Source organism: Inquilinus sp. OTU3971 (assembly GCF_038440215.1).
Window position 1 is genome coordinate 12,076 of sequence record NZ_JASATH010000063.1, and the last position, 25,506, is coordinate 37,581.

Annotated in this window: 30 protein-coding genes; 18 read left to right on the plus strand and 12 right to left on the minus strand. The window is 70.0% G+C overall.

What is annotated here, in order from left to right:
- Positions 1-10: 10 nt before the first annotated feature.
- From AAHM41_RS17305 to AAHM41_RS17320, 4 genes are all read right to left on the minus strand, one after another.
- The gene (locus tag AAHM41_RS17305) at positions 11-877 is read right to left on the minus strand and encodes an alpha/beta fold hydrolase (RefSeq protein WP_342237810.1); all 867 of its coding nucleotides are present in this window, start codon (positions 875-877) and stop codon (positions 11-13) included.
- A 3-nt stretch (positions 878-880) separates the two neighbouring features.
- On the minus strand, positions 881-1,030 hold the full coding sequence (locus tag AAHM41_RS17310; protein WP_342237811.1) for a hypothetical protein: 150 nt from the start codon (positions 1,028-1,030) through the stop codon (positions 881-883).
- A gap of 97 nt (positions 1,031-1,127) precedes the next feature.
- Positions 1,128-1,958 (minus strand): helix-turn-helix transcriptional regulator, encoded by an 831-nt coding sequence (locus tag AAHM41_RS17315; RefSeq protein WP_342237812.1) that lies wholly within the window; start codon positions 1,956-1,958, stop codon positions 1,128-1,130.
- 80 nt (positions 1,959-2,038) lie between these two features.
- Positions 2,039-2,251, minus strand: coding sequence for a DUF1127 domain-containing protein (locus tag AAHM41_RS17320; protein ID WP_342237813.1), 213 nt, complete (start codon positions 2,249-2,251; stop codon positions 2,039-2,041).
- 132 nt (positions 2,252-2,383) lie between these two features.
- Between AAHM41_RS17320 and AAHM41_RS17325 the strand changes: the two genes are divergently transcribed.
- On the plus strand, positions 2,384-3,721 hold the full coding sequence (locus AAHM41_RS17325) for an aminotransferase-like domain-containing protein (protein WP_342237814.1): 1,338 nt from the start codon (positions 2,384-2,386) through the stop codon (positions 3,719-3,721).
- On the opposite strand, the gene ruvX is transcribed toward AAHM41_RS17325, so the two are convergent.
- Positions 3,718-4,197, minus strand: a complete 480-nt coding sequence (gene ruvX, locus AAHM41_RS17330; protein WP_342237815.1) for a Holliday junction resolvase RuvX — start codon at positions 4,195-4,197, stop codon at positions 3,718-3,720. The two genes, AAHM41_RS17325 and ruvX, sit on opposite strands and share 4 nt — an antisense overlap.
- A gap of 100 nt (positions 4,198-4,297) precedes the next feature.
- On the opposite strand from ruvX, the gene gatC reads away from it, so the two are divergent.
- The 5 genes from gatC to AAHM41_RS17355 all read left to right on the plus strand — a co-directional run bounded on the left by gatC (position 4,298) and on the right by AAHM41_RS17355 (position 8,101).
- Positions 4,298-4,585 (plus strand): Asp-tRNA(Asn)/Glu-tRNA(Gln) amidotransferase subunit GatC, encoded by a 288-nt coding sequence (gene gatC / locus AAHM41_RS17335; RefSeq protein ID WP_034839555.1) that lies wholly within the window; start codon positions 4,298-4,300, stop codon positions 4,583-4,585.
- Entirely contained in the window at positions 4,585-6,060 is a 1,476-nt protein-coding gene (gene gatA, locus AAHM41_RS17340) for an Asp-tRNA(Asn)/Glu-tRNA(Gln) amidotransferase subunit GatA (protein ID WP_342237816.1), read from the plus strand. The genes gatC and gatA overlap by 1 nt, the downstream gene beginning before the upstream one ends.
- A 2-nt stretch (positions 6,061-6,062) precedes the next feature.
- Complete coding sequence (locus tag AAHM41_RS17345) at positions 6,063-6,560, plus strand: GNAT family N-acetyltransferase (RefSeq protein WP_342237817.1); 498 nt, start codon at positions 6,063-6,065, stop codon at positions 6,558-6,560.
- 88 nt (positions 6,561-6,648) lie between these two features.
- Positions 6,649-7,449, plus strand: coding sequence for a class I SAM-dependent methyltransferase (locus tag AAHM41_RS17350; RefSeq protein WP_342237818.1), 801 nt, complete (start codon positions 6,649-6,651; stop codon positions 7,447-7,449).
- Positions 7,450-7,534: 85 nt separating this feature from the next.
- Complete coding sequence (locus tag AAHM41_RS17355; protein WP_342237819.1) at positions 7,535-8,101, plus strand: NADPH-dependent FMN reductase; 567 nt, start codon at positions 7,535-7,537, stop codon at positions 8,099-8,101.
- Positions 8,102-8,119: 18 nt separating this feature from the next.
- Here the strand turns inward: AAHM41_RS17355 and AAHM41_RS17360 are convergent, their stop codons facing one another.
- Complete coding sequence (locus tag AAHM41_RS17360) at positions 8,120-8,680, minus strand: helix-turn-helix domain-containing protein (protein ID WP_342237820.1); 561 nt, start codon at positions 8,678-8,680, stop codon at positions 8,120-8,122.
- Between the two features lie 117 nt (positions 8,681-8,797).
- On the opposite strand from AAHM41_RS17360, the gene AAHM41_RS17365 reads away from it, so the two are divergent.
- From AAHM41_RS17365 to gatB, 3 genes are all read left to right on the plus strand, one after another.
- Positions 8,798-9,973 (plus strand): NAD(P)/FAD-dependent oxidoreductase, encoded by a 1,176-nt coding sequence (locus AAHM41_RS17365; protein WP_342237821.1) that lies wholly within the window; start codon positions 8,798-8,800, stop codon positions 9,971-9,973.
- A gap of 51 nt (positions 9,974-10,024) precedes the next feature.
- Positions 10,025-10,510 carry a RidA family protein gene (locus tag AAHM41_RS17370; protein WP_342237822.1) on the plus strand — a complete coding sequence of 162 codons (486 nt, stop codon included), beginning with the start codon at positions 10,025-10,027 and terminating at the stop codon, positions 10,508-10,510.
- A gap of 85 nt (positions 10,511-10,595) precedes the next feature.
- Positions 10,596-12,047, plus strand: coding sequence for an Asp-tRNA(Asn)/Glu-tRNA(Gln) amidotransferase subunit GatB (gene gatB, locus AAHM41_RS17375; RefSeq protein WP_342237823.1), 1,452 nt, complete (start codon positions 10,596-10,598; stop codon positions 12,045-12,047).
- Positions 12,048-12,093: 46 nt separating this feature from the next.
- On the opposite strand, the gene AAHM41_RS17380 is transcribed toward gatB, so the two are convergent.
- A complete protein-coding gene (locus AAHM41_RS17380; protein WP_342237824.1) occupies positions 12,094-12,633 on the minus strand; it encodes a DUF1097 domain-containing protein in 540 nt (179 codons plus the stop codon).
- Positions 12,634-12,872: 239 nt separating this feature from the next.
- On the opposite strand from AAHM41_RS17380, the gene AAHM41_RS17385 reads away from it, so the two are divergent.
- The 4 genes from AAHM41_RS17385 (at position 12,873) to AAHM41_RS17400 (ending at position 17,384) form a co-directional block, all read left to right on the plus strand.
- Positions 12,873-14,123: an MgtC/SapB family protein gene (locus tag AAHM41_RS17385; RefSeq protein ID WP_342237825.1), complete on the plus strand. Its 1,251-nt coding sequence runs from the start codon at positions 12,873-12,875 to the stop codon at positions 14,121-14,123.
- Positions 14,124-14,250: 127 nt separating this feature from the next.
- Positions 14,251-15,498 carry a PQQ-dependent sugar dehydrogenase gene (locus tag AAHM41_RS17390; RefSeq protein ID WP_342237826.1) on the plus strand — a complete coding sequence of 416 codons (1,248 nt, stop codon included), beginning with the start codon at positions 14,251-14,253 and terminating at the stop codon, positions 15,496-15,498.
- Between the two features lie 25 nt (positions 15,499-15,523).
- Complete coding sequence (locus AAHM41_RS17395) at positions 15,524-15,862, plus strand: c-type cytochrome (RefSeq protein ID WP_342237827.1); 339 nt, start codon at positions 15,524-15,526, stop codon at positions 15,860-15,862.
- A 358-nt stretch (positions 15,863-16,220) separates the two neighbouring features.
- Positions 16,221-17,384 carry a helix-turn-helix transcriptional regulator gene (locus AAHM41_RS17400; protein ID WP_342237828.1) on the plus strand — a complete coding sequence of 388 codons (1,164 nt, stop codon included), beginning with the start codon at positions 16,221-16,223 and terminating at the stop codon, positions 17,382-17,384.
- A 2-nt stretch (positions 17,385-17,386) separates the two neighbouring features.
- Here AAHM41_RS17400 and AAHM41_RS17405 read toward each other — a convergent pair whose 3' ends face one another.
- Positions 17,387-18,391: a CorA family divalent cation transporter gene (locus AAHM41_RS17405; RefSeq protein ID WP_342237829.1), complete on the minus strand. Its 1,005-nt coding sequence runs from the start codon at positions 18,389-18,391 to the stop codon at positions 17,387-17,389.
- A 17-nt stretch (positions 18,392-18,408) separates the two neighbouring features.
- A complete protein-coding gene (locus tag AAHM41_RS17410) occupies positions 18,409-19,992 on the minus strand; it encodes an inorganic phosphate transporter (protein WP_342237830.1) in 1,584 nt (527 codons plus the stop codon).
- Between the two features lie 172 nt (positions 19,993-20,164).
- Here AAHM41_RS17410 and AAHM41_RS17415 point away from each other — a divergent pair, with 172 nt between their 5' ends.
- Positions 20,165-20,551, plus strand: coding sequence for a YMGG-like glycine zipper-containing protein (locus AAHM41_RS17415; RefSeq protein ID WP_342237831.1), 387 nt, complete (start codon positions 20,165-20,167; stop codon positions 20,549-20,551).
- Positions 20,552-20,557: 6 nt separating this feature from the next.
- On the opposite strand, the gene AAHM41_RS17420 is transcribed toward AAHM41_RS17415, so the two are convergent.
- Genes AAHM41_RS17420 through AAHM41_RS17430 form a run of 3 tightly spaced genes read right to left on the minus strand, consistent with a single transcriptional unit; the run spans position 20,558 to position 22,543 of the window.
- Positions 20,558-21,475 (minus strand): arginase family protein, encoded by a 918-nt coding sequence (locus tag AAHM41_RS17420; RefSeq protein ID WP_342237832.1) that lies wholly within the window; start codon positions 21,473-21,475, stop codon positions 20,558-20,560.
- A gap of 50 nt (positions 21,476-21,525) precedes the next feature.
- The gene (locus AAHM41_RS17425; protein WP_342237833.1) at positions 21,526-21,924 is read right to left on the minus strand and encodes a carboxymuconolactone decarboxylase family protein; all 399 of its coding nucleotides are present in this window, start codon (positions 21,922-21,924) and stop codon (positions 21,526-21,528) included.
- 55 nt (positions 21,925-21,979) lie between these two features.
- A complete protein-coding gene (locus AAHM41_RS17430; protein WP_342237834.1) occupies positions 21,980-22,543 on the minus strand; it encodes an HdeD family acid-resistance protein in 564 nt (187 codons plus the stop codon).
- Positions 22,544-22,878: 335 nt separating this feature from the next.
- Between AAHM41_RS17430 and rpsM the strand changes: the two genes are divergently transcribed.
- From rpsM to rplQ, 4 genes are all read left to right on the plus strand, one after another.
- Positions 22,879-23,247, plus strand: coding sequence for a 30S ribosomal protein S13 (gene rpsM, locus AAHM41_RS17435; RefSeq protein ID WP_342237835.1), 369 nt, complete (start codon positions 22,879-22,881; stop codon positions 23,245-23,247).
- 18 nt (positions 23,248-23,265) lie between these two features.
- A complete protein-coding gene (rpsK, locus tag AAHM41_RS17440) occupies positions 23,266-23,670 on the plus strand; it encodes a 30S ribosomal protein S11 (protein ID WP_088152866.1) in 405 nt (134 codons plus the stop codon).
- A gap of 204 nt (positions 23,671-23,874) precedes the next feature.
- A complete protein-coding gene (locus AAHM41_RS17445) occupies positions 23,875-24,891 on the plus strand; it encodes a DNA-directed RNA polymerase subunit alpha (protein ID WP_446719458.1) in 1,017 nt (338 codons plus the stop codon).
- A gap of 119 nt (positions 24,892-25,010) precedes the next feature.
- On the plus strand, positions 25,011-25,451 hold the full coding sequence (gene rplQ, locus AAHM41_RS17450) for a 50S ribosomal protein L17 (protein ID WP_342237837.1): 441 nt from the start codon (positions 25,011-25,013) through the stop codon (positions 25,449-25,451).
- Positions 25,452-25,506: the final 55 nt, after the last annotated feature.

Consider the following 25,506-nt stretch of genomic DNA (forward strand, 5'->3'; position numbering starts at 1 on the left):
GCGGGGCCGGCTAGCGCCGCAGGCCCCAATGGGCGCGCAGCTCCTGGTTGAGCTCGACGGCGCGCTCTTCCGGGAAGAACAGCCGCGCGCCCTTCAGCTCGACCCGCCGGCGGGTGCCCGGGATGACCTCGGCCAGCCAGTGCGACCATTTCACGTCGAAATAGACGTCGTCGGTGCCCCAGACGATCAGCGTCGGCGCAGTCAGGCGCCGCAGCCGGTCCTCGATCGCCAGCGTGTGCCGGCAGTCGAAGGCGGCCAGGAAGCGCCGGAAGTCGTCGGTGCGTGCGTCGCTTCTGACCAGCGGCCGCAGATAGGCCTCGATATCGTCGTCGGTCACCCGTTCGGGATGCTCATAGGCCGGGCCGAGGGCCTGGGCCGAGCGGTAGAGTTCCTTGTCCGCCAGCATGGCGTCGAGGGCGCCGCGCAGGCCGCCGGCCGCGGCCATTGCCAGGAACGGCTTGAACGCCTCCGGCGGCCAGTTGTCATGGGCATCGCAGTCGGTGAGGGCCAGGCTGCGCACCCGCTCGGGGTGGGTCGCCGCGAGGATCTGGGCGATGCCGCCGCCGCTGTCATTGCCGACCAGGTCGGCCTGCTCGACCTCCAGCGCGTCGAGGAATTCGCGCAGCATCACGGCATTGGCGGTCACCGACACATCCTGGCCGGGCGCGATCTCGGTGTCGCCATGGGCCAGCAGGTCGACGGCGATGCAGCGGCGGATGTCCGACAGCTGCGCCAGCTGGTGCCGCCACAGATGGCCGTTCAACAGCACGCCGTGGATGAACAGGGCCACCGGCCCGGCCCCCGCCTCGGCATAGGCGATGGTGCCTGAGGGGGTGGCGATGCGGCGCTTTTCGATCGCCGGTTCCGGGGAGCGCATCGGTCACTCCCCGCTTGCGGTCGAGGCGTCGGCCTCGCGCAGCACACGGGCGCAATCCTCGCAGCACACCTCCACCGTCTGGCCGCCGATCGTCACCTTGACGGTCTCGGCGTCGAGCTCGCAGTCGCACGCGGCACAGGTTCTCTCGCTCATGAAGATTCTCCTTCTCCGCCCGCTGTCCGGGCGAGGGAAGGGGAGCATTTCGGGCGGCGGGCCCGCTGTCGGATTCTTTAGGGACTTGCGGCGCCGGTCAGCGCAGGCGGACCGAGCGCTGGAACTCCGCCGGGGTGCGGCCATAGGCCTGGCGGAAGGCGGCGCTGAAATGGCTGTGGCTGGAGAAGCCGAGATCGAGGCCGAGCGCGGTCAGGTCGTCGTAGCGGCCCAGCAGGTCCAGCGCCCGCGCCAGCCGCAGGCGCAGCTGGTAGCGGTACAGCGGCATGCCCTCGACCTGCCGGAACACCTGGGTCAGGTAGACCGGGGAGACGCCGACCTCGGCCGCGATCTCGGCCAGGGTCCAGCGCCGCGCCAGGTCGGCGGACAGTGCCAGCTTGGCCCGGTCGACCAGCTTCTGCAGGCCGCGGCTGGCCCCGGCCTGGTGCGAGGTGCGCTCGCCGATCGCCCGCCGCACCAGGGTCAGGGCCAGGGTCTCCGCCTCCAGCGTCTCGGCGGCCCGGCGCCTCAGGCTGTGCCGCAGCAGCGCCACCAGCGCCTGGCTGCGCGCATCGATGCGCAGCCGTTGCGGGCGGAACGCCGCCGCCGCGCCGTCATGCAGCAGCTCTTGTGGCGCCAGCTCGCGCAGCAGCGCGTCGTCGACCACCAGGTCCAGGCAGGCATCGCCGCCCGCCACCGGATGGCTGGTCCGGTAGCCCTCGTCCGGGTTGAAACACAGCACCTGGTTCGCCTCGGCCACCGCGTCGTCGCTGCCGAGATGGCGGACGAAGACGCCGCGATAGGGGAACACCAGATGGGTGGCGCGGGCGCATTCCTCTGCGCTCTTGTGCCGGCACACGCCGTCGCAGACGACGTCGCGGATGGCGACGATGTCCGTCTGCAGCAGGGTTTCGGCCGAGATGTCGGTCATCGGGCTGCGGCGGGCGCCGCCTCCGGCAGGGCAAGGGCTCGTCGCCCACCATACCCTGCCGGGCCGCTACCAGGCGAGGCTCAGCCTCGCCAGAACGGTTTCGCCGCCTCGCGCGTGGCGTCGCCGCGGTCGAGGCCGAGGTCGCGCAGCTCATGGTCGCTCAGCGAGTCGAGCTGGCGTCGGGTCCGCGCGCGCCGCAGCCACAGGCCGAAGATCTGCCGCAGCCCGGCGAAGGCCACGGGATGGGACAGGGCAGAGCGGGGAACGCGGCGCTCGACAACGCGCGTCGACATGGAAGGTCTCCTGTTGTCCCGCAGCCGGCGGGGGCCCGTGCCCCGGGGCGCCGCAATTGCGGGATTGCATTCGGAGATTGCTCCGGGCATGATATCGGTGCAATCACAGTATTGCTCTCGGAGCAATTTAGCATGCTGGACGATTTCCGCTCGATCGCCGATGCCGTCGCCGGCGAGATCGCCTCGGGGCAATTGCGCCCGGGCGACCGGCTGCCGCCGCAGCGCGACTTCGCCTATCGCCGCGGCATCGCCGCCTCCACCGCCGCCCGGGTCTATGCCGAGCTGACACGGCGCGGGCTGGTGTCGGGCGAGGTCGGGCGCGGCACCTTCGTGCGCGCCGCGGCGCCGGTGCCGGCCTCGGTGCTGGCCGAACCCTGGCAGGCGCCGATCAACCTCGAATCCAGCTTCCCGATCCTGCCGGGCCAGCCGGCCGTCCTGGCCCAGGGGCTGCAGGCGCTGCTGCGGCCGGACGCGCTGGGCTTGGCGCTGCGGGCGGTGCCGGCGGCCGGCACCCAGGCGGCGCGGGCGGTCGCGGGGGCGTTCCTGACCCAGCCCGGCTGGGCGCCGGAGCCGGCGCGGATCCTGTTCACCGGCAACGGCCGGCAGGCGATCGCGGCGGCGCTGTCGGCCCTGGCCCCGGTCGGCGGCCGGGTCGGGGTCGAGGTGCTGACCTATCCGGTGATCAAGGGCGTCGCCGCCCGGCTCGGCATCGCCCTGGTGCCGATCGCGATGGATGCCGAAGGGCTGCGGCCTGATGCGCTGGAGGCCGCGCACCATGCCGCGCCGCTGCGCGGGGTCTATCTGCAGCCGGTGCTGCACAACCCGCTCGGCATGTCGATGCCGCCGGGCCGTCGGGCGGACCTGGCGGCGCTGCTGCAGCGGCTCGACCTGATCGCGATCGAGGACCGGGTGTATGGCTTCCTGGCCGACGAGGCGCCGCTGGCGGCGCTGGCGCCGGAGCATGCGATCGTGATCGACAGCCTGTCCAAGCGCCTCGCGCCCGGCCTGACCCTGGGCTTCGCGGTGTCGCCGCGGGCCCTGGTCGAGCGCATGGTGGCGGCGATCCGCTCCGGCCCCTGGAGCCCGGGCGGCCTGGCGCTCGAGGCGGCGTCGCGCTGGATGGCCGACGGCACGGTGGCGACGCTGGTGGCGGAGAAGCGGCAGGACGCCCGCACCCGGCAGGCGATCGCGCGCCAGGCGCTGGACGGGCTGGCGATCCAGGACGACCCGCGCGCCTATCATCTCTGGCTGGAGCTGCCGGAGGGCTGGCGGGCCGAGGCCTTCGCCGCCGCGGCCGCGCGCAAGGGCATCGCCGTGACTCCCGGCCCGGCCTATGCCACGGGGCCGGGCCATGCGCCGGCCGCGGTGCGGCTGGCCCTGGCCTCGCCGCCGCCCGAGGTGCTGCGCGAGGCGCTGGAGACGGTGGCGCGGCTGGCGCGGGCCGAGCCCGACCAGATCGCGGTGGATTAGAGAGGCGGCGGCACCCCGAACTGCAGCGCGTCCAGGGCGCCCTGCAGGATCCAGGCGGCGGCCGCGGTGTCCACCGCCTTGGCGCGCTTCTTCCGGGTGACGTCGAACTCGATCATCTGGCGCTGCACCGCCATGGTCGACAGCCGCTCGTCCCAGAAGGCGATCGGCAGGTCGCGCAGCTTCAGCAGGTCCTTGGCGAAGGCGCGCACCGACTGGCAGCGCGGGCCCTCGCTGCCGTCCATGTTGACCGGCAGGCCGATCACCAGCCCGGCGACGCCGCGGTCGTCGACGATGCGCAGCAGCTCCTGCGCGTCCGGCGTGAACTTGGTGCGGCGGATGGTGCCGATCGGCGAGGCCAGCGACAGGCCGGGGTCGGACACCGCCATGCCGATGGTCTTCTCCCCGAGATCCAGGCCGATCAGCCGCCCACCAGGGGGCAGCAGGGGCTTCAGGTCGCGAAGATTGCAGACCGCCATATCGGGTGATACCTTCCGCGCCGTTTTCCGTTGGCCTTCCCCGCGGTTCCGGCCCCATGCCGGCCCGGTTCGGCCTCCGATCCCCGGAGATGACTACGACATGTCGCTCGACAGAGCCACCGTCGCGAAGATCGCGCATCTGGCCCGTATCCGCCTCGACGAGGCGGAGCTCGATTCCATGACCGGCGAATTGTCCGGCATCCTGGACTTCGTGGAGCAACTGGCCGAGGTGAACACCGACGGGGTCGAGCCGATGACCAGCGTGGCGCAGCAGGGGCTGCGGCGCCGGCCGGACGAGGTCACCGACGGCGGCTATCCCGAGAAGGTGCTGGCCAACGCGCCCTCGGCCAAGGCCGGGTTCTTCACCGTGCCGAAGGTGGTCGAGTGATGTCGAAGCCGACGCATCTGACCCTCGCCGGCGCGCGCGACGCGCTGAAGAAGCGCGAGATCTCCTCGGTCGAGCTGACCACGGCGCATGTCGCCGCGATGGAAGCCCTGCGCGGGCTCAACGCCTTCGTCACCGAGACGCCGGACAAGGCGATCGAGATGGCCAAGGCCTCCGACGCCCGGCTGGCGCGGGGCGAGGGCGGCCCGCTGGAGGGCCTGCCGATCGCCATTAAGGACCTGTTCTGCACCGAAGGCGTGCGCACCACGGCCGGCAGCAACATCCTCGGCAACTTCGTGCCGCCCTATGAATCCACCGTCACCAGCCATCTGTGGCGCGACGGCGCGGTGATGCTGGGCAAGCTGAACATGGACGAGTTCGCCATGGGCTCGGCCAACATCACCTCCGCTTACGGCAATGTCGAGAACCCCTGGCGGCGGCAGGACGGCAGCAACGCCAAGCTGGTGCCGGGCGGCTCCTCCGGCGGCTCCGCGGCCTCGGTGGCGGCGCGCATGACGCTGGCGGCGACCGGCACCGACACCGGCGGGTCGATCCGCCAGCCGGCCGCCTTCACCGGCATCGTCGGCATCAAGCCGACCTATGGCCGCTGCTCGCGCTGGGGCGTGGTCGCCTTCGCCTCCTCGCTCGACCAGGCCGGGCCGATGGCGCGGACTGTGCGGGACGCGGCGATCATGCTGCGCTCGATGGCCGGATTCGACCCGAAGGATTCGACCAGCGTCGACCTGGCGGTGCCGGATTTCGAGGCGGCGCTGACCGGCGACATCCGCGGCCTCAAGGTCGGCATTCCGAAGGAATACCGGGTCGACGGCATGCCGGCGGAGATCGAGCGGGTCTGGCAGCAGGGCGCCGAGTGGCTGCGCGCGGCGGGGGCGGAGATCGTCGAGGTCTCGCTGCCGCACACGAAGTACGCGCTGCCGACCTACTACATCGTCGCCCCGGCCGAGGCCTCGTCGAACCTGGCGCGCTATGACGGCGTGCGCTACGGCCTGCGCGAGACCGGCAACAGCCTGAACGAGCTGTACGAGAACACCCGCGCCGCCGGCTTCGGCCGCGAGGTGAAGCGCCGGGTGATGATCGGCACCTATGTGCTGTCGGCCGGGTACTACGATGCCTACTACACCAAGGCGCAGAAGCTGCGGACGCTGATCGCCCGCGACTTCGCCGAGGCGTATCAGCGCTGCGACGTGATCCTGACCCCGACGGCGCCGAGCACCGCCTTCGCCATCGGCGAGAAGCAGGACGACCCGATCGCGATGTACCTCAACGACGTCTTCACCGTGCCGGCCTCGCTGGCCGGGCTGCCGGGCCTGTCGGTGCCGGCCGGCCTTGGCGACGACGGGCTGCCGCTCGGGCTGCAGCTGCTCGGCCGGCCCTTCGACGAGGAGACGCTGCTGCGCGTCGCCGAGGTGATGGAACAGGCGGCCGGTTTCACCGCCCTGCCGCAGACCATTTCCTGACCATGACGGGCTTCGTCATCCGCCGGCTCGAGGCTGCGGATGCCGCGGCCTATCGCGAGATCCGGCTGGAGGGGCTGGAACGCCATCCCGAGGCGTTCGGCTCCACCCATGAGGCCGAGGCCGCGCTGTCGCCGGAGGAGTTCGTCCGGCGCGTGGTCGAGGTGCCGACCTTCGCCGCCGAGCGCGACGGCCGGCTGCTCGGCCTCGCCGGGCTGGCGCGCGAGACCTCGACCAAGCGCCGCCACCGCGGCACGCTGATCCGGATGTATGTCCGGCCGGAAGCGCGCGGCACCGGCGCTGCCGATGCTCTGGTCGAGGCGGTGCTGGACCACGCCCGGACGGAAGGCCTGGACGCGGTGCTGCTGGCCGTGATCACCGAGGCCGAGCCGGCCCGCCGCCTCTATGAGCGGCACGGCTTCAAGGTCTACGGCGTCGAGCCGGGCGCACTGCGGATCGGCGACCGCGCCCATGACGACGAGCTGCGCATCCGCTTCCTCTGAGACTCGTCTCCGCCGCGGCGTCTTCGGACCGTCATCGAAAGCTGCTATGCCAGCGCCGGGAAGGGGAGCAGCCCGAGGAGGCCGGTCCATGACCACGATTCCCTATATGCCGCGGCGGTTCCGCACCGCGGCCGCCCATTACCTGCAGGGCCGGCCGCCCTATGCCGCCGGCCTGTTCCCCCGGATCGCCCGGACGTGCGGCCTCGGCCGCGACCATCGGGTGCTGGATCTCGGCTGCGGGCCGGGCCAGATCGCGGTGGCGCTCGCCCCCTTCGCCGGCGAGGTCGTCGGCATCGATCCGGAACCGGAGATGCTGGCGGTGGCGGCGGAGACGGCGGAGCGGTCCGGCGTCCGGGTCACCTGGCATCGCGGCAGCTCCTACGATCTGGGCCCGCAATTCGGCCGGTTCCGGCTGGTGACGATGGGCCGGTCCTTCCATTGGATGGACCGGGCCGAGACGCTGCGCCGGCTCGACGGGATGATCGACCCCGAGGGCGCCGTGGTGCTGATCCACGACATCCACCCGAAGGTGCCGGACAATCGCTGGGCGAAGCCGTTCCACGAGCTGATCGAGGGCTATGGCGAAGGGGACAGCGCCCGGGCGATGTTGCGGTCGTCGGAATGGCTCAACCACACCGCGGTGCTACTCGACTCGCCGTTCAGCCGGCTGGAGGAGGTGGCGGTGATCGAGCGGCGGCGAATCCCGACCGAGATGTTGGTCGACCGCGCCCTGTCGACGTCCGTCACCGCGCCCGAACGCCTGGGCGATCGGGTCACGGCGCTGATCGCCGAGATCGAGGGGCTGATGGCGGAATACGAGACCGATGGCATGGTGACCGAGGTGGTCACCTCCTCCGCCCTGATCGCCCGCCGGCCGGAGACCGACTGACGCAGGCCGGCGCGCTTGCGCCGGCGGCGCGGCCGCCGCAAAGATCGCGGCTTATCCTTCAACTCCGTCGCAACGAGAGAGTGCCGTGCCCCTGAAGCTCCACACCGTGATCTGCAGCACCCGGCCGACCCGGATCGGCCCGGTGGTCGCCTCCTGGTTCCAGGAGATCGCCGCCGGCCACGGCAAGTTCGACGCCACGCTGGTCGACCTCAAGGATTTCGACCTGCCGGTGTTCGACGAGCCTGAGCATCCGCGGCTGCAGCGCTATGTGCACGAGCACACCAAGCGCTGGGCCGCCAGCGTCAGCGCCGCCGATGCCTTCGTCTTCGTCACGCCGGAATACAATTTCGGCCCGCCGCCGGCGCTGCTGAACGCGCTGAACTACCTGTACCTGGAATGGAACTACAAGCCGGCCGGCTTCGTCAGCTATGGCGGCGCCTCGGGCGGCCTGCGTGCGGTCCAGGCCGAGAAGCTGACCCTGACCACGCTGAAGGTGGTGCCGCTGACCGAGGCGGTGGCGGTCCCGATGGCCTGGAACGCCGTGGCCGACGGCAAGCTCACCGTCCCCGAGGCCCAGGCCAAGGCCGCGACCGCGATGCTGGACGAGCTGGCCCGCTGGGCCGAGGCGCTGAAGCCGCTGCGGGCGAAGTAAGGGACCGCGGCTCGACCCTCACCCCGCATGGATCCACAGGATCTCCGCCTCCAGCGGCCCGTCGGAGAGGACGGCGTGCGGCGTGCGGGCGTCGAAATACAGGCTGTCGCCGATCGCCAGGCGGAACGGCGCCTCGCCGGCGAAATGCATGATCACCGCGCCGGACAGGACCAGCAGGAACTGCTGGCCGTCATGCTGGTCCAGCGGCCCGTAGTCGAGCAGGGTCCGGGCCTTGACCCGGGCGCGGACCGGGGTGATGCGCTTCTCCGCCAGGTCGGCGGCCAGGATCTCGTGGCTGTAGCTGCGGGTCTCGTGCCGCGGCCCGGTGCCGGCCCGGGTCAGGCTGCGCGCCGCCGCGGCCGGCCCGGCCTCGCCGAACAGCCCGGCCAGGTCGACGCCGAAGCCCTGCGACAGCTTCAGCAGCACCTCGACCGTCGGCGACATCCGGCCGTTCTCGATCTTCGACAGGGTCGACTTGGCCAGGCCGGTGCGCTCGGACGCCGCCTCCAGCGTCCAGCCGCGGGTCCGGCGCAGCGCCTTCAGCCGCGGGCCAAGGCTCTGGGGCGCATCGATGCTCATGCGCCGCAGCTAAGCATGCGCCGCCGCGCCCCGCACCTGTTTCCGATCGGAAAAATCCCGATTGCAGAGCCGCGGCCGGCGGCGTAGGAGTCGGGAAACTCCGGGCAGGGTGCGGGCATGGCGGACAGCTTCGACGTGGTCATCATCGGCGGCGGCGCCATCGGCAGCGCCATCGCCTGCTTCCTGATGCTGGAGCCGGGCTTCGGCGGCACGGTCGCGGTGGTCGAGCGCGACCCGACCTACCGCACCGCCTCCTCGGCGCTGTCCGCCTCCTCGATCCGGCAGCAATTCTCCACCCCGTTCAACGTCGCGGTCTCGCGCTTCGGGCTGGAGGTGCTGACGCATCCCGAGCGCTGGCTCGAGGTCGAGGGCGAGGTGCCGGATTTCGGCTTCCACGAGAAGGGCTACCTGTTCCTCGCCACCCCGGCCGGGCTGCCGGTGCTGCAGGCCAACCACGAGATGCAGGTGGGCGAGGGCGTCGCCGTCGACCTGATGGCGCCGGACCGGCTGGCCGAACGCTTCCCCTGGCTGAATGTCGATGGGCTGTCGGCCGGCTCGCTCGGCCTGGCCGGCGAGGGCTGGTTCGACGGCTACAGCCTGCTGCAGGCGTTCAAGCGCAAGGCCCGGTCGCTCGGCGCCACCTATATCACCGACACCGTCACCGGCATCGACCGGGACGGGGCGCGTGTCACCGGCGTCACCTTGGCCGATGGCCGCCGCATCGGCTGCGGCACGCTGGTCAACGCCGCCGGGCCGCAGGCCGGCAAGGTCGCGGCGCTGGCCAGCATCGACCTGCCGGTCGAGGGGCGCAAGCGCTGCGTCTTCGTGTTCGACTGCCGGCAGAGTCTGGCCGACTGCCCGCTGGTGATCGACCCCAGCGGCGTCTGGTTCCGGCCGGAGGGCAACCTGTTCATCTGCGGCGCCCCGCCCCTGGGCGAGGACCCGGACACCGAGGACCTGACGGTCGACCACGGCCTGTTCGACGAGATGATGTGGCCGGCCCTGGCCGAGCGGGTGCCGGCCTTCGAGAGCCTGAAGGTGGTGAACTCCTGGGCCGGCCATTACGAGATGAACACGGTCGACCACAACGCCATCATCGGGCCGCATCCCGACCTGCCGAACCTGATCTTCGCCAACGGCTTCTCCGGCCACGGGCTGCAGCAGTCGCCGGCCGCCGGCCGCGGCGTGGCCGAGCTGATCGCCCATGGCGGCTTCCGCAGCCTGGACCTGTCGCCCTTCGCCTTCACCCGGATCCTGGAGAACCGGCCGATCGTCGAGCTCAACGTGGTCTGACGCACGGCCGGCCTGTAGCATCGGCGCGGAACCGATGCGGAGGACTCACCGATGGCCGAGATCGAGGCGAAGCTTGCGGCCCTGGGCTTGCAGCTGCCGGCGCCGATCCAGCTGCCGCCCGGCGTGAGCTTGAGCTTCCCCTGGGTGCGGGTGCATGGCGACCGGGCCTATGTCTCGGGCCATGGCGCGCTGGCGCCGGACGGGTCCCTGGCCCCGCTGCTCGGCAAGGTCGGACAGGAGCTGACCGAGGAGCAGGGCTATCAGGCCGCGCGGCTGACCGGCCTCGCCATCCTGGCCAGCCTCAAACACGCGCTCGGCGACCTCGACCGCATCACCGCGTGGCTGCGCGCCTTCGGCATGGTCAATGCGGCCCCCGCCTTCAACCGCTATCCCCTCGTGATCAACGGCTTCACCGACCTGATCGTCGAGGTCTTCGGGCCGGAGCGCGGGGCGCATTCCCGCTCCGCCGTCGGCATGGCCGGGCTGCCCTTCGGCCTGGCGGTCGAGATCGAGGCGGAGGTCGCCATTCAACCTTAGGGTGACTGTTCAACATAAGGTTGACAGAGGGACCCCTTCCGCGCTCCCTGTCTCGCTTCCGGACGGTATGAGTGCGAGCGGTTCCATGTACACGATCGAGGGCGAGACGGGCACCTGGGAGACGGTGATCGGGCTCGAGGTCCATGCCCAGGTCATCTCCAAGGCCAAGCTGTTCTCCGGCGCCGCGGCCGATTTCGGCGCGGCCCCGAACAGCCAGGTCAGCCTGGTCGACGCCGCCATGCCCGGCATGCTGCCGGTGATCAACGATTATTGCGTCGAGCAGGCGGTGAGGACCGGCCTCGGCCTCAAGGCGCAGATCAACCGCCGCTCGGTGTTCGACCGCAAGAACTACTTCTATGCCGACCTGCCGCAGGGCTACCAGATCAGCCAGTACAAGGACCCGATCGTCGGCACCGGCGAGATCGTGCTGGACCTGCCGGACGGGTCGGCCCGCACCGTCGGCATCACCCGGCTGCACCTGGAGCAGGACGCAGGCAAGAGCCTGCACGATCAGTCGCCGCGCGAGACCTTCGTCGACCTGAACCGGTCCGGCGTGGCGCTGATGGAGATCGTGTCGGAGCCGGACCTGCGCAGCCCGGACGACGCCTCGGCCTATCTGCGCAAGCTGCGCTCGATCCTGCGCTATCTCGGCACCTGCGACGGCAACATGGAGGAAGGCTCCATGCGCTGCGACGTCAACGTGTCGGTGCGCAAGGTCGGCGACCCCGCCTTCGGCACGCGCTGCGAGGTCAAGAACGTCAATTCGATCCGCCACGTCATGTCGGCGATCGAGTTCGAGGCGCGGCGCCAGGTCGAGATCATCGAGGGCGGCGGGTCGATCCACCAGGAGACCCGGCTGTGGGACCCGAACAAGGGCGAGACGCGGTCGCTGCGCACCAAGGAGGATGCGCATGACTACCGCTACTTCCCCGACCCGGACCTGCTGCCGCTGGTGCTGGAGGACGGCTTCGTCGAGCGGATCGCCGCCACCCTGCCGGAGCTGCCGGACGAGAAGAAGGCCCGCTTCATCAGCGAATACGGCCTGTCGGCCTATGATGCCGGGGTGCTGGTGGCGGAACAGGCCAAGGCGTTCTTCTACGAGCGCGCGGCCAAGGGGCGCGACCCGAAGCTGGCAGCCAACTGGGTGATCAACGAGCTGTTCGGCGGCCTGGCCAAGGCCGGCAAGGAAATCGAGGACAGCCCGGTCTCGGCCGAGCAGCTGGGCGGCCTGGTCGACCTGATCGCCGACAACACCATCTCCGGCCGGATCGCCAAGGACGTCTTCGCCGAGATGATGGAGACCGGCCAGGACGCCGGCGCCATCGTCGAGGCCAAGGGGCTGAAGCAGGTCACCGACACCGGCGCGATCGAGGCGGTGATCGACCAGGTGATGGCGGCGCAGGCCGACAAGGTGGCCGAATACCGCTCGGGCAAGGACAAGCTGTTCGGCTTCTTCGTCGGCCAGGTGATGAAGGCCTCGGGCGGCAAGGCCAACCCGGCGATGCTGAACGAGCTCCTGAAGCAGAAGCTGGGCTGATCCGCTCCGCCGGCATCGCCGCGCGCGATGCCGGCGAACCGAGCGGCTAGGCCGGGGCCTCGGCCTTGGCCAGCGTGCCGGCCAGCTTGGCCGAGGCGTAGCCGAACAGCGCCCCGATCACCATCGAGACGATCAGCAGGATCAGCGGGTTGCCGATGCTGGCCGTGGTCAGGCGCTGCAGCGGCCCGACGCCGGCGGCGTCGGCGCCCTGATGCAGCGAATAGGCCACGGTCGCGGCATAGCCGTAGACATTGGCCGGGACCACCGACAGCAGGTTGACCGAGGCGACGATCACCAGGAAGAAGACGGTGACGCCGACGACGATGGCCGGCCAGGCCGTGCCGAGCGCCGCGACCGGAACGTTGACGATGATCAGCAGCGCGATCCAGGCGATGACGGCGCCATAGACATTGCCGGCGATCGTCCGGCTCAGCGCCTTCTCATCGGCGCCCGAGTGGAAGAAGCATCCCCAGGCGATGAATCCGGCCCAGACCAGCACGAAACCGCTGAGCGGGCCCAAGGCCAGGAACGCCCATACCGCCCCGAGCACTGCTATGCTCAAGGACAGAGCAAACAATTTGGACATGGCGCTTCTCTCCCAGCTCAATATTATTGATTTTAGATGGGAACATATCATTGGATGTAAATCATCCGGATTCATACTGTAACAAAGTATGAGTTCTTGAGCCGATTGAGGATTGGGTTCCTGGTTGCGGCCGGCCGTCCGTTCGAATTCTTCCGGCGGTGCCGGTGCGCATCCTTCGGTTCGCGGTATCCGGCCTTTCGGCTATGGTCGCCGGATCGGCGGCGCAGGGGAGAGTGCGGATGGATGAGACGTCTTCGGCCCTCCGCCTCGGCGCCGCCCTCGCCGTCGGGCTGATCATCGGGCTGGAGCGCGGCTGGGCCGACCGGGACCGGCCGGAAGGGCGCCGGGCCGCCGGCCTGCGCACCTTCGCCATCACCGGCTTCGGCGCCGGCGTCGCCGCGGTCCTGGCGCCGGATCTCGGGCCGGGCCCGCTGCTGCTGTTCCTGGCGGGGATCGGGGCCTACATGCTGGCCGGCTATCTGCGCGAGCAGGAGGGCAGCCTGGGCCTGACCACCGAGGTCGCGATGCTGGTGACGGCGCTGCTCGGCGCCGCCGCCGGGACGGGGCGCGACCTCACCGGAATCGGCGGCGCCGTGGTCGTGGCCCTGCTGCTGCGCGAGAAGGCCCGGCTGCACGGCTGGCTGGAGCGCTTCACCCCGGCCGAGACCGCGGCGGCGCTGCAGTTCCTGCTGATCGCCGTGGTGGTGCCGCCGCTGCTGCCGGACCGGACGCTCGACCCCTGGGAGGCGATCAACCCGGCCAAGATCTGGTGGCTGGTGGTGCTGGTCGCCGGCCTGTCCTTCGCCGGCTATGCCGCGGTGCGCATCGCCGGCGCCCGGGTCGGAACCCTGCTGACCGGTCTGCTCGGCGGGCTGGTCTCCTCCACTGCGCTGACCCTGGTCTTCGCCCGCCAGGCGCAGGCCGCGCCGCAGGCGGCGCCGGCGCTGGCGGCCGGCATCGTCGCCGCCTGGGCGGTGATGGCGATCCGCATCGGCGTGCTGGTCCTGGTCCTGCACCCGCCGCTGTTCCTGGCGCTGGCGGCGTCGCTCGCCGGCGCTGCGGTCGTGGCGATCGGCTGCGGCCTGTGGCTATGGCGGGCGGGCTCCGACAAGACCAGCGAGGCGTTCCCGCTCGGCAACCCGCTGGAGTTGTGGTCGGCGCTGAAGATCGTGGCGCTGATCGTGGCCGTGCTGCTGCTGTCGAAGCTGCTGGACGACGCTCTCGGCGTCGCCGGCCTCTATATGCTCGCCGCCGTCTCCGGCCTGGCCGATGTCGATGCGATCACCCTGTCCGCGGCACGGCTGGTCCAGGGCGGGCTCGACATCACGGTCGGCGCCACGGTGGTGCTGATCGCGGCCGGGGTGAACACCCTGGTCAAGGCCGGGCTCGCCGTCGTCCTGGGCGGCCGGGCGATGGCGCTGCGCATCCTGCCGGCGACCGTCGCGATGCTGGCCGCCGGTGCGGCCGGCATCGCTTTCTTCGCCGTCTGACGTGTCAGGTCTTCTCGGCAACGGAAAGCCGAACTACCCTGAGGCTGCGCAATCGTCGGGCGAATCTCCGGCATAAACAGAAATTCCATTTCGGCAGCATCGCCCGACACATGAAGGGGGAGACGCCATGAAAGGGATTCGTGCAGTTCTGCTGGCGAGTGTCGTGGTCGCCGTCTCGGGTGCCGCCTTCGGCCAGTCCAGCAACATCAAGAAGCTGCAGGACATGAAGGTCACCGGCGCGCCGCTGCAGCTGGAGACGGTGCCGCAGGGCGGCGACTATGCCGACCAGATCCGGACCAACCTGCAGCAGGTGAAGCTGCCGCCGGGCTTCAAGATCGGGCTCTATGCCGTGGTGCCGGACGCGAGGCACATGGCGGTCGGGCCCAGCACCGGCATGGTGTTCGTCGGCACGCGCAAGACCCAGGTCTGGGCAGTGACCGACCGCAACAAGGACCGGGTGGCGGACGAGGTCAAGGTGTTCGCGCCATCGGTCGACCTCAAGGTGCCGAACGGGGTCTGCTTCTCCAAGGACGGCTTCCTGCATGTGGTCGAGCACAACCGCCTGCTGGTGTTCCCGGCCGCCGAGTTCTTCTACGAAGGCCCGGACACGGCGATCGGCGTGGTGGCGGAGACGCTGATCCCGGCCGCCGAGGAATCCTTCAACCACGGCGCCCGGGTCTGCCGGATCGGCCCGGACAACAAGCTCTATGTCTCGCTCGGCCAGCCCTTCAACGTGCCGCCGCCGGAGAAGGCGGCGCTGTACGGCGAGGTCGGCATCGGCGGCATCATCCGCATGGCGCGCGACGGCACCGGACGCGAGGTGTTCGCCCGTGGCATCCGCAACTCCGTGGGCATGGATTTCAACCCGGCCAATGGCGATCTGTGGTTCACCGACAACCAGGTCGACGGCATGGGCGACGACATCCCACCGGGCGAGCTGAACCGCATCACCGCGGCCGGCCAGCATTTCGGCTTCCCCTGGTATGGCGGCGGCACCGTCCGCACCACGGAGTACAAGGACAGCGAGCCGCCGGCCGACGCGGTGCCGCCGGTGGTGGAGATGGATGCGCATGCCGCCGATCTCGGCATGATGTTCTACACCGGCAAGTCCTTCCCGGAGCAGTATCGCGGCGGCGTGTTCTCGGCACAGCACGGCTCCTGGAACCGCACCACGCCGGTCGGCGCCCGGGTCATGTTCACCCCGGTCAAGCCGGACGGCAGCGCCGGGCAGACCGAGGTGTTCGCCGATGGCTGGCTGGCCGACACCGGCGAGTATTTCGGCCGGCCGGTCGACATCGCCCAGTTGCCGGACGGTTCGCTGCTGGTCTCCGACGACTTCGCCGGGGCGATCTACCGGATCTGGCATGAAGGCTGAGCGGAAACCGAAGGGAGGCAGGGTCATGCTCAAGCGGATACAGGCGGGGCTGGTCCTGCTGGCGGTTGCCGGGTCGGCGGCGCCCGACGCGGCCTGGGCGGCCGGCGACAGCGCCGCCGGCCGGGCCAAGGCCCGGCAATGCACGGCCTGTCACGGGCTGAACGGCCTGGCCCGGATGCCGAACGTGCCGAACATCGCCGGCGAGAGCCCGATCTATCTCGAGAAGCAGCTGAAGGCGTTCCGCAGCGGCGAGCGCACCGATCCGCAGATGTCGGTCATCGCCAAGCCGCTGAGCGACCAGGACATCGCCGATCTGGCCGCCTGGTATTCGGGCATCAGGTTCTCGGTGACGGTGCCGGAATAGGAAAGACGGACCCTGGACGCAAGACAGGCCACACCGAAGGGGTGTGGCCTGTCCCGAATGCCGTCGGTCTGCACATCGCCCTCGGTTGAACCTCCCCGGACGAGCCGCTCGGCCTTTTGATTTTTTAACGAAATGCCTCAGATTGAACGAAAATTGTATCAATCTTCGTGGGTGTCTGTAATCTTCGTACGCTTGAAACATCCGGAGAATGACTGAAAACCCATTCCGGTCCTATCTGCAAATTGAGGGTGGCAACCTGACCCAAATGGACTATGTTCCTCGATACGCTGGTTCGGCCAGCGAGGTGCCGCGACACAAGGCCGATTCCTTCCGTGTCCAGTCGAGGATCGTTCCCGAGATGGCGGATGATCTCCCGGACCTGATCGCGAGAATCTACGACGCGGCGCTCGACCATGGCCTGTGGGATTCTGTTCTCAACGATCTTGCCGGCCTGTTCGCCGACGGCCACGCCAGCCTCTACCTGCTGCACGAATCCGACACCGCCGAGACCACGGCCTTCGAGTCGCTGGCCGCGACCAGCCGCTGGGACCAGGCCTTCCTCGACAGCTACGGCCAGCATTTCTGGCGGCTGAATCCGTGGAGCGAGCGGGTCTTGAACCGCGCCGTCGGCGAGGTCACGATCAGCGACACGCTGGTGCCGCGCACCAATCTTGAGCGGACCGAGTTCTTCTCCGACTGGCTGCGGCCACAGCAGCTGCTGTCCGGCATCGGCGGCACCTTCATGCGCCGCGGCGGCGTCTCGGCCCATGTCAGCGTGCTGCATGCCGATCCGATCACGGAGGAGGAGACCGCGCGGCTGGCGGAGATGATGCGCCGGCTGCTGCCGCATTTCGCCCGCGCCGCCCAGATCCATCAGCGGCTCGGCGACGTCGTCACCCAGCGCGACGCGCTCGAGACCGGCCTCGACCGCCTGTCGATCGGCGTGATCCTGACCGACCCGACCGGCCGGGTCTCTTTCTCCAACCGCGCGGCCGAGGCGATGTTGCGGGCCGGCACCGCGTTGCGGATCGACCAGCGCGGCCTGCTCTGCGCCTCGCAGCCGAACGAGACCACGAAGCTGCGCCAGCTGATCGCCGCGGCCTCGATCGTCCTCGACGATCCACGGATGGAGCCGGGCGGCGGGCTGACCCTGTCGGACCCGACGGGCGGCGACCAGCTCGCGGTCCTGGTCGCGCCGGTCAGCCAGAACCGGCCGCTGCTCAGCCTGACCGCGCCCAAGGCGGCGATCTTCATCGCCGCGCCGACGCCGGCGAACCATCTGTCGCAACCGGAGCTGCGGCGGCTGTACGGCCTGACCTTGACCGAGGCGCGGATCGCCGGCGAGCTGGCGGCAGGCCTGTCGCTGAAGGAGATCGCGACCCGTCTCGACGTCAGCTACGAGACCATCCGCAACCATCTCAAGAAGATCTTCATCAAGACCCGCACCAACCGGCAGTCGGAGCTGGTGCGCCTCCTGCTGCGCAACCTGCCGGCGATCGGCGGCTGCACCGCGGCGGAATAGCCTCAGAACATCCGGCGCCAGAACATCAACACCAGCGTCGCCACGCCGGCGGCCAGGATCAGCAGCATCACCCACGGGAAGGCGGCGGGGGTCTCCAGCCCCGGCAGGCCGGCGACATTCATGCCGAAGATGCCGGTGATCAGCGTCATCGGCAGGAAGACCGCGGTCAGAATCGCCAGCACCAGCAGGCTGCGGTTCATCGCCTCGGCCCGCTGCGCCGCGATCTCTTCCTGCAGCAGGCGGGCCCGGTCGATCACCTCGTCCACGCCGCGGGCGGCGCGGCGGAAGCGCTCGGCGGCGGTGGCCAGCCCGGCGCGGCCGGCGGGGTCGGCCCAGCCCGGCAGGTCGTCCAGGCCGGCGGCGACCACGGTGCCCTCGGGCAGCAGATGGCGTCGCAGGGTCGCGGCGCGGCGGCGGATGCGGCCGAGCGCCTGGCGGTCCTCGACCGTGCGGCTGGTCGAGCGGTCGTCCAGCACCCGGTCCTCGATGCCGTCGACCTCGTCCATCAGCTTCTCGACCGTCGCCTCGGCCTCCGCCGCCAGGTGCCCGGCGATCAGGGCCAGCATGCCCAGCGCGGTCTCCGGCGCGCTGCCGGCGGCCAGGCTGCGGCAGACCTCATCGACGACGCGCAGCGGATGGCGCCGGCCGGTGACCAGCAGATGCGGCCCCAGGCAGAAGCGCAGGCGGCTGATCTGGTCCGGCTCGAAGGCGAAGTCGTGGTGCAGCCCGTTGGCCGCCCCGACCAGCCAGCCGTCCAGCCGCTGCACCTGCACCCGGTCGGGCCCGTCCAGCAGCCATTGCGCCACCGCCGGCGGCAGGATGCCATGGTGGCCCAGCCAGTGCCGGGCGCGGGTGTCGGTCAGCTTCAGATGCAGCCAGACCCAGCCCTCGCCCGCCTCCGGCAAGGGATCGACCCCGGTCTGGCGGCAGGCGCCGGACTCGGGGTCGAAGCGGTAGGCGGCAGCGACGGCGTCGCCGAAATGGAAGCTGACAGGCGCTGCTCGCACCGCGTCCAAGGCCCGGATCAGAACAGGTGCCGCAGCAGCCAGTAGAGCGCGGCGGCCAGGGCGATCGAGACCGGCAGGGTCAGCACCCAGGCCATCAGCAGGTTGCGGATCGTGCTCCATTGCAGCCCGGAGCGATTGGCCGCCATGGTGCCGGCGACGCCGGAGGACAGCACATGGGTGGTGCTGACCGGCAGGCCGTACATGTCGGCGGCGCCGATCGTCGCCATCGCCACCAGCTCGGCCGAGCCGCCCTGGGCGTAGGTCAGGTGCTCCTTGCCGATCTTCTCGCCGACGGTGACGACGATGCGCTTCCAGCCGACCATGGTGCCGAGGCCCAGCGCGATGGCGACCGCCACCTTGACCCAGTCGGGGATGAACTTGGTGGCCTGGTCCAGGTAGCCGCGATACGCGGTCAGCACCTTGCCGTCATCGGCGCTGAAGGCCGGCGAATTGGCCTTCGCCATCAGCTTCAGCGCCTCGGAGGCGAGGTACATGTCGTTGCGGATGTTGCCGACCTGCTCGTTCGGCACCGCGGCCAGCGAGCTGCGGCCGGCGACGCTGCGGTCGATCTCCTGGGTCAGGGCGACCAGCGCCGGCACCGTCTCGGGCGACAGAGCCCGGTCGCGGACATAGGCGGTCACCGCCGCGCGCGGATCGGCGGGCGCCGCGGTGGTGCCGGCATAGTGCGCCAGCACCCCGGCGGCCTGCTGCGACGACTGCTCGAAGGCGGTGATCTGGGCTTCCGGCATCGCCCGGTTCAGGGCATAGGCGGTGGGCACGGTGCCGATCAGGATCAGCATGATCAGCCCCATGCCTTTCTGGCCGTCATTCGAGCCATGGGCGAAGCTGACGCCGGTGCAGGTCAGCACCAGCAGGCCGCGGATCCACAGCGGCGGCGGCTTGTTGCCCTCCGGCGCGCGGTACAGTTCCGGCCGCCTGATCAGCGCCTTGGCGGCCAGCAGCAGCAGCGCCGCGGCGGCGAAGCCGACCAGCGGCGACAGCAGCAGCGACTTGCCGATGCCCAGCGCCTGCGACCAGTCCACGCCGCTGGTGCCGGTGCCGGGGATGGCCATCAGCTGGTTCATCAGGCCGACGCCGATGATCGAGCCGATCAGCGTGTGCGAGGAGGAGGAGGGCAGGCCGAAATACCAGGTGCCGACATTCCAGATGATCGCGGCGATCAGCAGGGCGAACACCATGGCGAAGCCGGCATTGCTGCCGACCTGCAGGATCAGCTCGACCGGCAGCAGCGAGATGATGCCGAAGGCGACCAGGCCGGTGGAGGTCAGGACGCCCATGAAGTTCCAGAAGCCGGACCACACCACCGCCACCGTGGGCGGCAGCGAGTTGGTGTAGATCACCGTCGCCACCGCGTTGGCGGTGTCGTGGAAGCCGTTGACGAACTCGAAGCCTAGCGCGATCAGCAGGGCGATGCCGAGCAGGATGAAGGGCAGCAGGCTCGGCGAATGCACGTCGCCGAGGTCGTTGGCGAGGTTCCAGCCGGCATAGATGACGCCGAAGATGAGCAGGGCGATGACGGCCAGGGGCGTCAGGCGGCTGAGCCCTCCTGTCGGCCTGGTGTCGAGCACGGAACTGGTCATGCGGGGCCTCGCCGGCTGCGATGGTGCGATGCGGGGACCCTACAAGCCGGATGTTACGGTTATGTTGTGGTTTGCGGACGGTGCCGGGGCACGTGGTCCTTGGCCGAAAATGGTCTCATTTGGTTATGATATTGTCGAAGCGCCGTTTTCCGGCGGATCGAGGGAGAATGATATGGGCTTGAACAGGGCAGCCGTTTTCGCCGTCGTGGCTCTGGGCCTCGCCGGCTGCGCCGAACAGGTGCGGCCGATCATCGACCCCGCGACCTCGGTCGCCGGCGGGCGCAACTACGAATACGATGTCGCTCAGTGCCAGCAGCTGGCCAAGCAGGTCGATGCCGGCGGCCGTACCGTCGGCGGGGCGCTGCTCGGCGCCGGTGTCGGCGCGGCGGGCGGTGCGATCATCGGCGCCTTCACCGGCAATGCCGGGCGCGGCGCCGCGATCGGCGCCGGGGTCGGCGGCCTCAGCGGCGCTGTCGGCGGCGGCGCCTCCGCCGCCAACAGCACCCAGAACGTGGTGCGGAACTGCATGATCCGACGCGGCTACGCCGTGCTCGATTGACGAGGCTCAGGCTGGCTCCCGCGCCGCCAGCAGGCACAGCCAGGTCCAGCCGATGGTGGCGGCCAGCACGGCGGTGACGTCGCCCTGGTCGTAGGGCGGGCAGGTCTCGACCACGTCCGCCCCGACCCAGGCGACGTCGCCGAGCCGGCGCAGCATCGCCAGCGCCTGCCACGGGAACAGGCCGCCGGCCTCCGGGCAGGCGACTCCGGGCGCCAGGCCGGGATCGATGCCGTCGATGTCGAAGGTCAGATAGGCCGGGCGGTCGCCGAGCACGGCGCGGATCCGATCGACCGTCCGCTCGATGCCGTCGAGATGAACGCTCTCGGCGGGCAGGCCGGTGACGCCCTGGTCCCGGGTCCAGGCCGCGGTGGCGCGGTCGACAGGGCTGTGCAGCCCGACCTGCACCGTGGCCCGCGGGTCGACCAGGCCGCGCGCGATCGCATGGCGCAGCCAGGAGCCGTGATAGATCGGCGCCGTGGGCGTGCCGGCCCAGGTGTCGACATGGGCGTCGAACTGCATCAGCGCCAGCGGGCCGTGCCTGGCTGCGGTCGCCTCCAGCAGCGGCAGGGTGACGGTATGGTCACCGCCGAAGGCCAGCAGGCGGGCGCCGGCGCCGATCTGGTCCGCGGCCGCGGCGCGGATCGCCTCCAGGCTGCCGGCGATGTCGGCGGTGATCGGCGCGGCGTCCCCGGCGTCGTAGAGATCCAGCCGCTGCTCCGGGCTCAGTTCCAGGTCGGGATGGTCGTCGCCGGTCAGCGTCCGGCTCGCCGCCCGGATGGCGCCGGGGCCGAAGCGCGAGCCGGGCCGGTTGGTGGTGCCGAAATCGAAGGGCAGGCCCAGCACCGCCGCGGCGGGGCGGCCGCCCTCCGGCCGGGTGCGGTGCGGGGCGTTGAGGAAGGTCGCGATGCCGGCGTATGGGGGCAATGATCTCTCCGTATGTGGGGTGGATGGTTCGTGAGAGGGATGGCAGGCCGTCACTCCGGCCGGCGGAACGCCTCGTCGATCGGCACCTGCAGGCCGTTGGCCAGCCGGTTGGTCTCGTTCGCCATGCCGACCACGGCCAGGAGCTCGCCCAGCATCTCGTCGGTCATACCGGCCTTGCGCGCCGCCACGCTGTGCGACGCGATGCAGTAGCCGCAGCCATTGGTGGCGCTGACGGCGAGATAGACCATCTCCTTCACCAGCGGGTCGAGCGCGCCGGGCGCCATCACCTCCTTCAGGCTCTCCCAGGTCCGCTTCAGCGTCGGCGGATGCGCCGCCAGCGCCTTCCAGAAGTTGTTGATCCTGTCGATCCGGCGGGTGGCCATGATGTCGTCATAGACGGCCCGGACCTCCGGCGACGCCTCGTCGTATTCGATCAGCCCCGATGGCATGAGCGTGCTCCCTGCGATTCCGATGCGGGCAGGGTGGCACGCGGCCGGCGCGGCGTCACGCCGCCGGGGCGGTGCCGCCGTGGTGCCGGGCCAGGCGGCGCAAGCGGAAGGCCAAGGTCAGCTGCAGCACCCCGATGACGATGGCCCAGGTGCCGATCAGCCAGACCAGGGACAGCGCTCCGGCGCCGGGGAAGAACAGGGCGTACGCGCCCAACAGCACCCACAGCGCGCCGGTCAGGGCCAGCAGCCATTCGCCTTCGATCTCGTTGCGCAGGCGGATGGCGGTGACGATCTCCATCACCCCGATCACGATCGCCCAGATGGCGATGATGTATACGAGGACGATCGCGGTCAGCAGCGGCCAGACCGCGGCGACGATCCCGGCAGCGACCCCGACAAGACCGAGCAGGGCATAGCCCCAGTTCCGGCCCCGGATGCCGACGACGATGCCCATTACCCCGTCGACCAGCGCATAGGCGGCGTAGAGGATGATCAGCATGGCCAGGGTCATGCCCGGCCACAGCCAGGCCAGGACCCCGAACAGGATGGCCAGGACGCCGCGCAACGCGACGGCGCCCCAATTGGCGGCGAGGGCGCGAAGGACCGGCAGATTCTGCATCATCCGTCTCCCGCGGGCATCCGGCCGGCACATTGGCCGTGCTCAAGGAAATGATCACAATTGCGCAGGTGACAAGCCGGATCGGTCCCGGTTATGGTTTGCCCGCTGTCGTCCCGGCCGGCGGATTCGGTCACGCGAATCCCGGCGGTTGACTCTGTTCCGGCGATCACTATACTCCGCGCGCTTCGGAGCCTGAGGGCCCCGAAGCTTAAGGCGTTCGCGCGGCCGCTCCGGCCCGCGGACAGACATGAACCAGCAGACCCGGCGTTGCAGGCCAGGCCCCGGTGGGGCAGGGCAGCGGCGACGCCGAAGGTGGCAACCGCAAGGAGAGCGACGTGGCACGTATTGCCGGCGTCAATATTCCGACCCAGAAGCGCGTCCTGATCGCGCTGACCTACATCCATGGGATCGGCCGTCACGCGTCCCAGAGCATCATCGACAGGCTCGGCATCCCGGCCGACCGGCGCGTCAATGAGCTGACCGAAGACGAGATCCTGCGCATCCGCGAGGCGATCGACGCCGACTTCACGGTCGAAGGCGATCTGCGCCGCGAGACGGCGATGAACATCAAGCGGCTGATGGATCTCGGCTGCTACCGTGGCCTGCGTCACCGCAAGGGCCTGCCGGTCCGCGGCCAGCGCACCCACACCAATGCCCGTACCCGCAAGGGCCCGGCGCGGCCCATCGCGGGCAAGAAGAAGTAATCGGAAGGCGAGCGAACCATGGCCAAGCCAGCAGCTGCCGCCGCGAACGCCCGTCTGCGTCGTCGCGAGCGCAAGAACATCACCTCGGGCGTCGCCCACGTGAACTCGTCCTTCAACAACACGGTGATCACCATCACCGACGCGCAGGGCAACGCCATTGCCTGGTCGTCGGCCGGTGGCATGGGCTTCAAGGGCAGCCGCAAGTCGACGCCCTATGCCGCCCAGATGGCCGCCGAGGATGCCGGCCGCAAGGCGCAGGAGCACGGCATGCGCGTGCTCGAGATCAACGTGAAGGGCCCCGGCTCCGGCCGTGAGAGCGCCCTGCGCGCCCTGCAGTCGGTCGGTTTCCAGATCACCTCGATCCGCGACGTCACGCCGATCCCGCACAACGGCGTCCGTCCGCGCAAGAAGCGTCGCGTCTAAGGGCTGTCCGGCCCGCCGGCTGCAACCCCCGGTTCGCCGGGGCGCGCGGCCGGCGGGCCGGTGTCCTTAGCGCGGTTTCAGCCGGCCGATCCGGGATAGGACCACTGGCCACAGGGTCCACGCATGGGATCGGAGGGGGCTTCGGCCCCCGTCGGCATTTTCGGCCGTATCCGGCCTCTCGTGGCAGAACAGGATGATATGACAGTGCTTCAGCGCAACTGGCAGGAACTGATCAAGCCCAACGCTCTCGACGTCCAGCCGGGCGACGATTCGCAGCGCAAGGCAACTCTCGTCGCCGACCCGCTCGAGCGCGGCTTCGGCCTGACCCTCGGCAACGCCGTCCGCCGCGTGCTGCTGTCCTCGCTGCAGGGCGCCGCGGTCACCGCGATCCATATCGACGGCGTGCTGCACGAATTCTCGTCGATCCCGGGCGTCCGCGAGGACGTCACCGACATCGTCCTCAACGTCAAGGCGCTGTCGCTGCGCATGCACGCCGAGGGCCCGAAGAAGATGCGGCTCAATGTCGAGGGGCCGAAGGTGGTCAAGGCCGGCGACATCGTCACCGGGCCGGACATCGAGATCATGGACCCCGAGTTGGTGCTGTGCACCCTCGACGACGGCGCCAAGCTGGCGATGGAGTTCACGGTCAATTCCGGCAAGGGCTACGTCCCGGCCAGCATGAACCGGCCCGAGGATGCGCCGATCGGCCTGATCCCGGTCGACGCCCTGTATAGCCCGATCCGCAAGGTCTCGTACAAGGTCGAGAACACCCGCGTCGGCCAGGTCACCGACTACGACAAGCTGTCGCTGACGATCGAGACCAATGGCGCCGTGACGCCGGAGGATTCGGTGGCGCTGGCGGCCCGCATCCTGCAGGACCAGCTGCAGCTGTTCATCAACTTCGAGGAGCCGTCGCGCGACCACCGCGAGGAGACCTCGGAGGACATGCCGTTCAACCGCAACCTGCTGCGGAAGGTCGACGAGCTCGAGCTGTCGGTGCGCTCGGCCAACTGCCTGAAGAACGACAACATCGTCTATATCGGCGACCTCGTGCAGAAGACCGAGGCGGAGATGCTCCGCACCCCGAACTTCGGCCGCAAGTCGCTGAACGAGATCAAGGAAGTTCTCTCGACCATGGGCCTCCATCTCGGCATGGAGATCCCGAACTGGCCGCCGGAGAACATCGAGGATCTCGCCAAGAAGCTCGAAGAGCCGTTCTGATCGGCTGCCCGATCTTCGGCTGATCGAGGTTTTACCCTGCCGTTCTGTCCTCGCCGAGGGCAGGCGGCGGGTTCCGCCATCGGACCCCCGCGGGGGCCAAGCCATGAGGAGATATCGCCATGCGTCACGGAGTGACCGGACGTCGTTTCAGCCGCACCAGCAGCCACCGCAAGGCGATGTTCGCCAACATGGCGGCGGCCCTGATCACCCATGAGCAGATCAAGACCACCCTGCCGAAGGCGAAGGATCTGCGCCCGATCGTCGAGAAGCTGATCACGCTCGGCAAGAAGGGCGGCCTCGCCAATCGCCGCCTGGCCTATGCCCAGCTGCGCGACGACGAGGTGGTGACCAAGCTGTTCTCGGTGATCGCCGAGCGCTACAAGACCCGCAGTGGCGGCTATTCCCGCGTGCTCAAGGCCGGCTTCCGCTACGGCGACGCCGCCCCGATGGCCGTGATCGAGCTGGTCGAGCGCGACCGCGACGCCAAGGGTGCCGCCGACAAGGTGCGCGACGCCGAGTTGAAGGCCGCCGTGGCCGAGGCCGAGGGCGCCGAGGGCTGATCGGCCCGACGACGACGAAACGATCGAGGCCCGGCGCAAGCCGGGCCTTTTTCTT

Bases quoted from the DNA above. Each gene is read 5' to 3' on its own strand.
- AAHM41_RS17395 (WP_342237827.1), top strand. From the start codon at position 15,524: ATGCTCAAGCGGATACAGGCGGGGCTGGTCCTGCTGGCGGTTGCCGGG.
- AAHM41_RS17305 (WP_342237810.1), bottom strand. From the start codon at position 877: ATGCGCTCCCCGGAACCGGCGATCGAAAAGCGCCGCATCGCCACCCCC.
- AAHM41_RS17400 (WP_342237828.1), top strand. From the start codon at position 16,221: ATGGCGGATGATCTCCCGGACCTGATCGCGAGAATCTACGACGCGGCG.
- gatB (WP_342237823.1), top strand. From the start codon at position 10,596: ATGTACACGATCGAGGGCGAGACGGGCACCTGGGAGACGGTGATCGGG.
- AAHM41_RS17430 (WP_342237834.1), bottom strand. From the start codon at position 22,543: ATGCAGAATCTGCCGGTCCTTCGCGCCCTCGCCGCCAATTGGGGCGCC.
- AAHM41_RS17380 (WP_342237824.1), bottom strand. From the start codon at position 12,633: ATGTCCAAATTGTTTGCTCTGTCCTTGAGCATAGCAGTGCTCGGGGCG.
- AAHM41_RS17310 (WP_342237811.1), bottom strand. From the start codon at position 1,030: ATGAGCGAGAGAACCTGTGCCGCGTGCGACTGCGAGCTCGACGCCGAG.
- AAHM41_RS17325 (WP_342237814.1), top strand. From the start codon at position 2,384: ATGCTGGACGATTTCCGCTCGATCGCCGATGCCGTCGCCGGCGAGATC.
- AAHM41_RS17360 (WP_342237820.1), bottom strand. From the start codon at position 8,680: ATGAGCATCGATGCGCCCCAGAGCCTTGGCCCGCGGCTGAAGGCGCTG.
- gatA (WP_342237816.1), top strand. From the start codon at position 4,585: ATGTCGAAGCCGACGCATCTGACCCTCGCCGGCGCGCGCGACGCGCTG.
- AAHM41_RS17350 (WP_342237818.1), top strand. From the start codon at position 6,649: ATGACCACGATTCCCTATATGCCGCGGCGGTTCCGCACCGCGGCCGCC.
- AAHM41_RS17345 (WP_342237817.1), top strand. From the start codon at position 6,063: ATGACGGGCTTCGTCATCCGCCGGCTCGAGGCTGCGGATGCCGCGGCC.
- AAHM41_RS17390 (WP_342237826.1), top strand. From the start codon at position 14,251: ATGAAAGGGATTCGTGCAGTTCTGCTGGCGAGTGTCGTGGTCGCCGTC.
- AAHM41_RS17385 (WP_342237825.1), top strand. From the start codon at position 12,873: ATGGATGAGACGTCTTCGGCCCTCCGCCTCGGCGCCGCCCTCGCCGTC.
- AAHM41_RS17425 (WP_342237833.1), bottom strand. From the start codon at position 21,924: ATGCCATCGGGGCTGATCGAATACGACGAGGCGTCGCCGGAGGTCCGG.
- AAHM41_RS17415 (WP_342237831.1), top strand. From the start codon at position 20,165: ATGGGCTTGAACAGGGCAGCCGTTTTCGCCGTCGTGGCTCTGGGCCTC.
- gatC (WP_034839555.1), top strand. From the start codon at position 4,298: ATGTCGCTCGACAGAGCCACCGTCGCGAAGATCGCGCATCTGGCCCGT.
- AAHM41_RS17365 (WP_342237821.1), top strand. From the start codon at position 8,798: ATGGCGGACAGCTTCGACGTGGTCATCATCGGCGGCGGCGCCATCGGC.
- AAHM41_RS17410 (WP_342237830.1), bottom strand. From the start codon at position 19,992: ATGACCAGTTCCGTGCTCGACACCAGGCCGACAGGAGGGCTCAGCCGC.
- AAHM41_RS17370 (WP_342237822.1), top strand. From the start codon at position 10,025: ATGGCCGAGATCGAGGCGAAGCTTGCGGCCCTGGGCTTGCAGCTGCCG.
- rplQ (WP_342237837.1), top strand. From the start codon at position 25,011: ATGCGTCACGGAGTGACCGGACGTCGTTTCAGCCGCACCAGCAGCCAC.
- AAHM41_RS17315 (WP_342237812.1), bottom strand. From the start codon at position 1,958: ATGACCGACATCTCGGCCGAAACCCTGCTGCAGACGGACATCGTCGCC.
- ruvX (WP_342237815.1), bottom strand. From the start codon at position 4,197: ATGGCGGTCTGCAATCTTCGCGACCTGAAGCCCCTGCTGCCCCCTGGT.
- AAHM41_RS17320 (WP_342237813.1), bottom strand. From the start codon at position 2,251: ATGTCGACGCGCGTTGTCGAGCGCCGCGTTCCCCGCTCTGCCCTGTCC.
- rpsK (WP_088152866.1), top strand. From the start codon at position 23,266: ATGGCCAAGCCAGCAGCTGCCGCCGCGAACGCCCGTCTGCGTCGTCGC.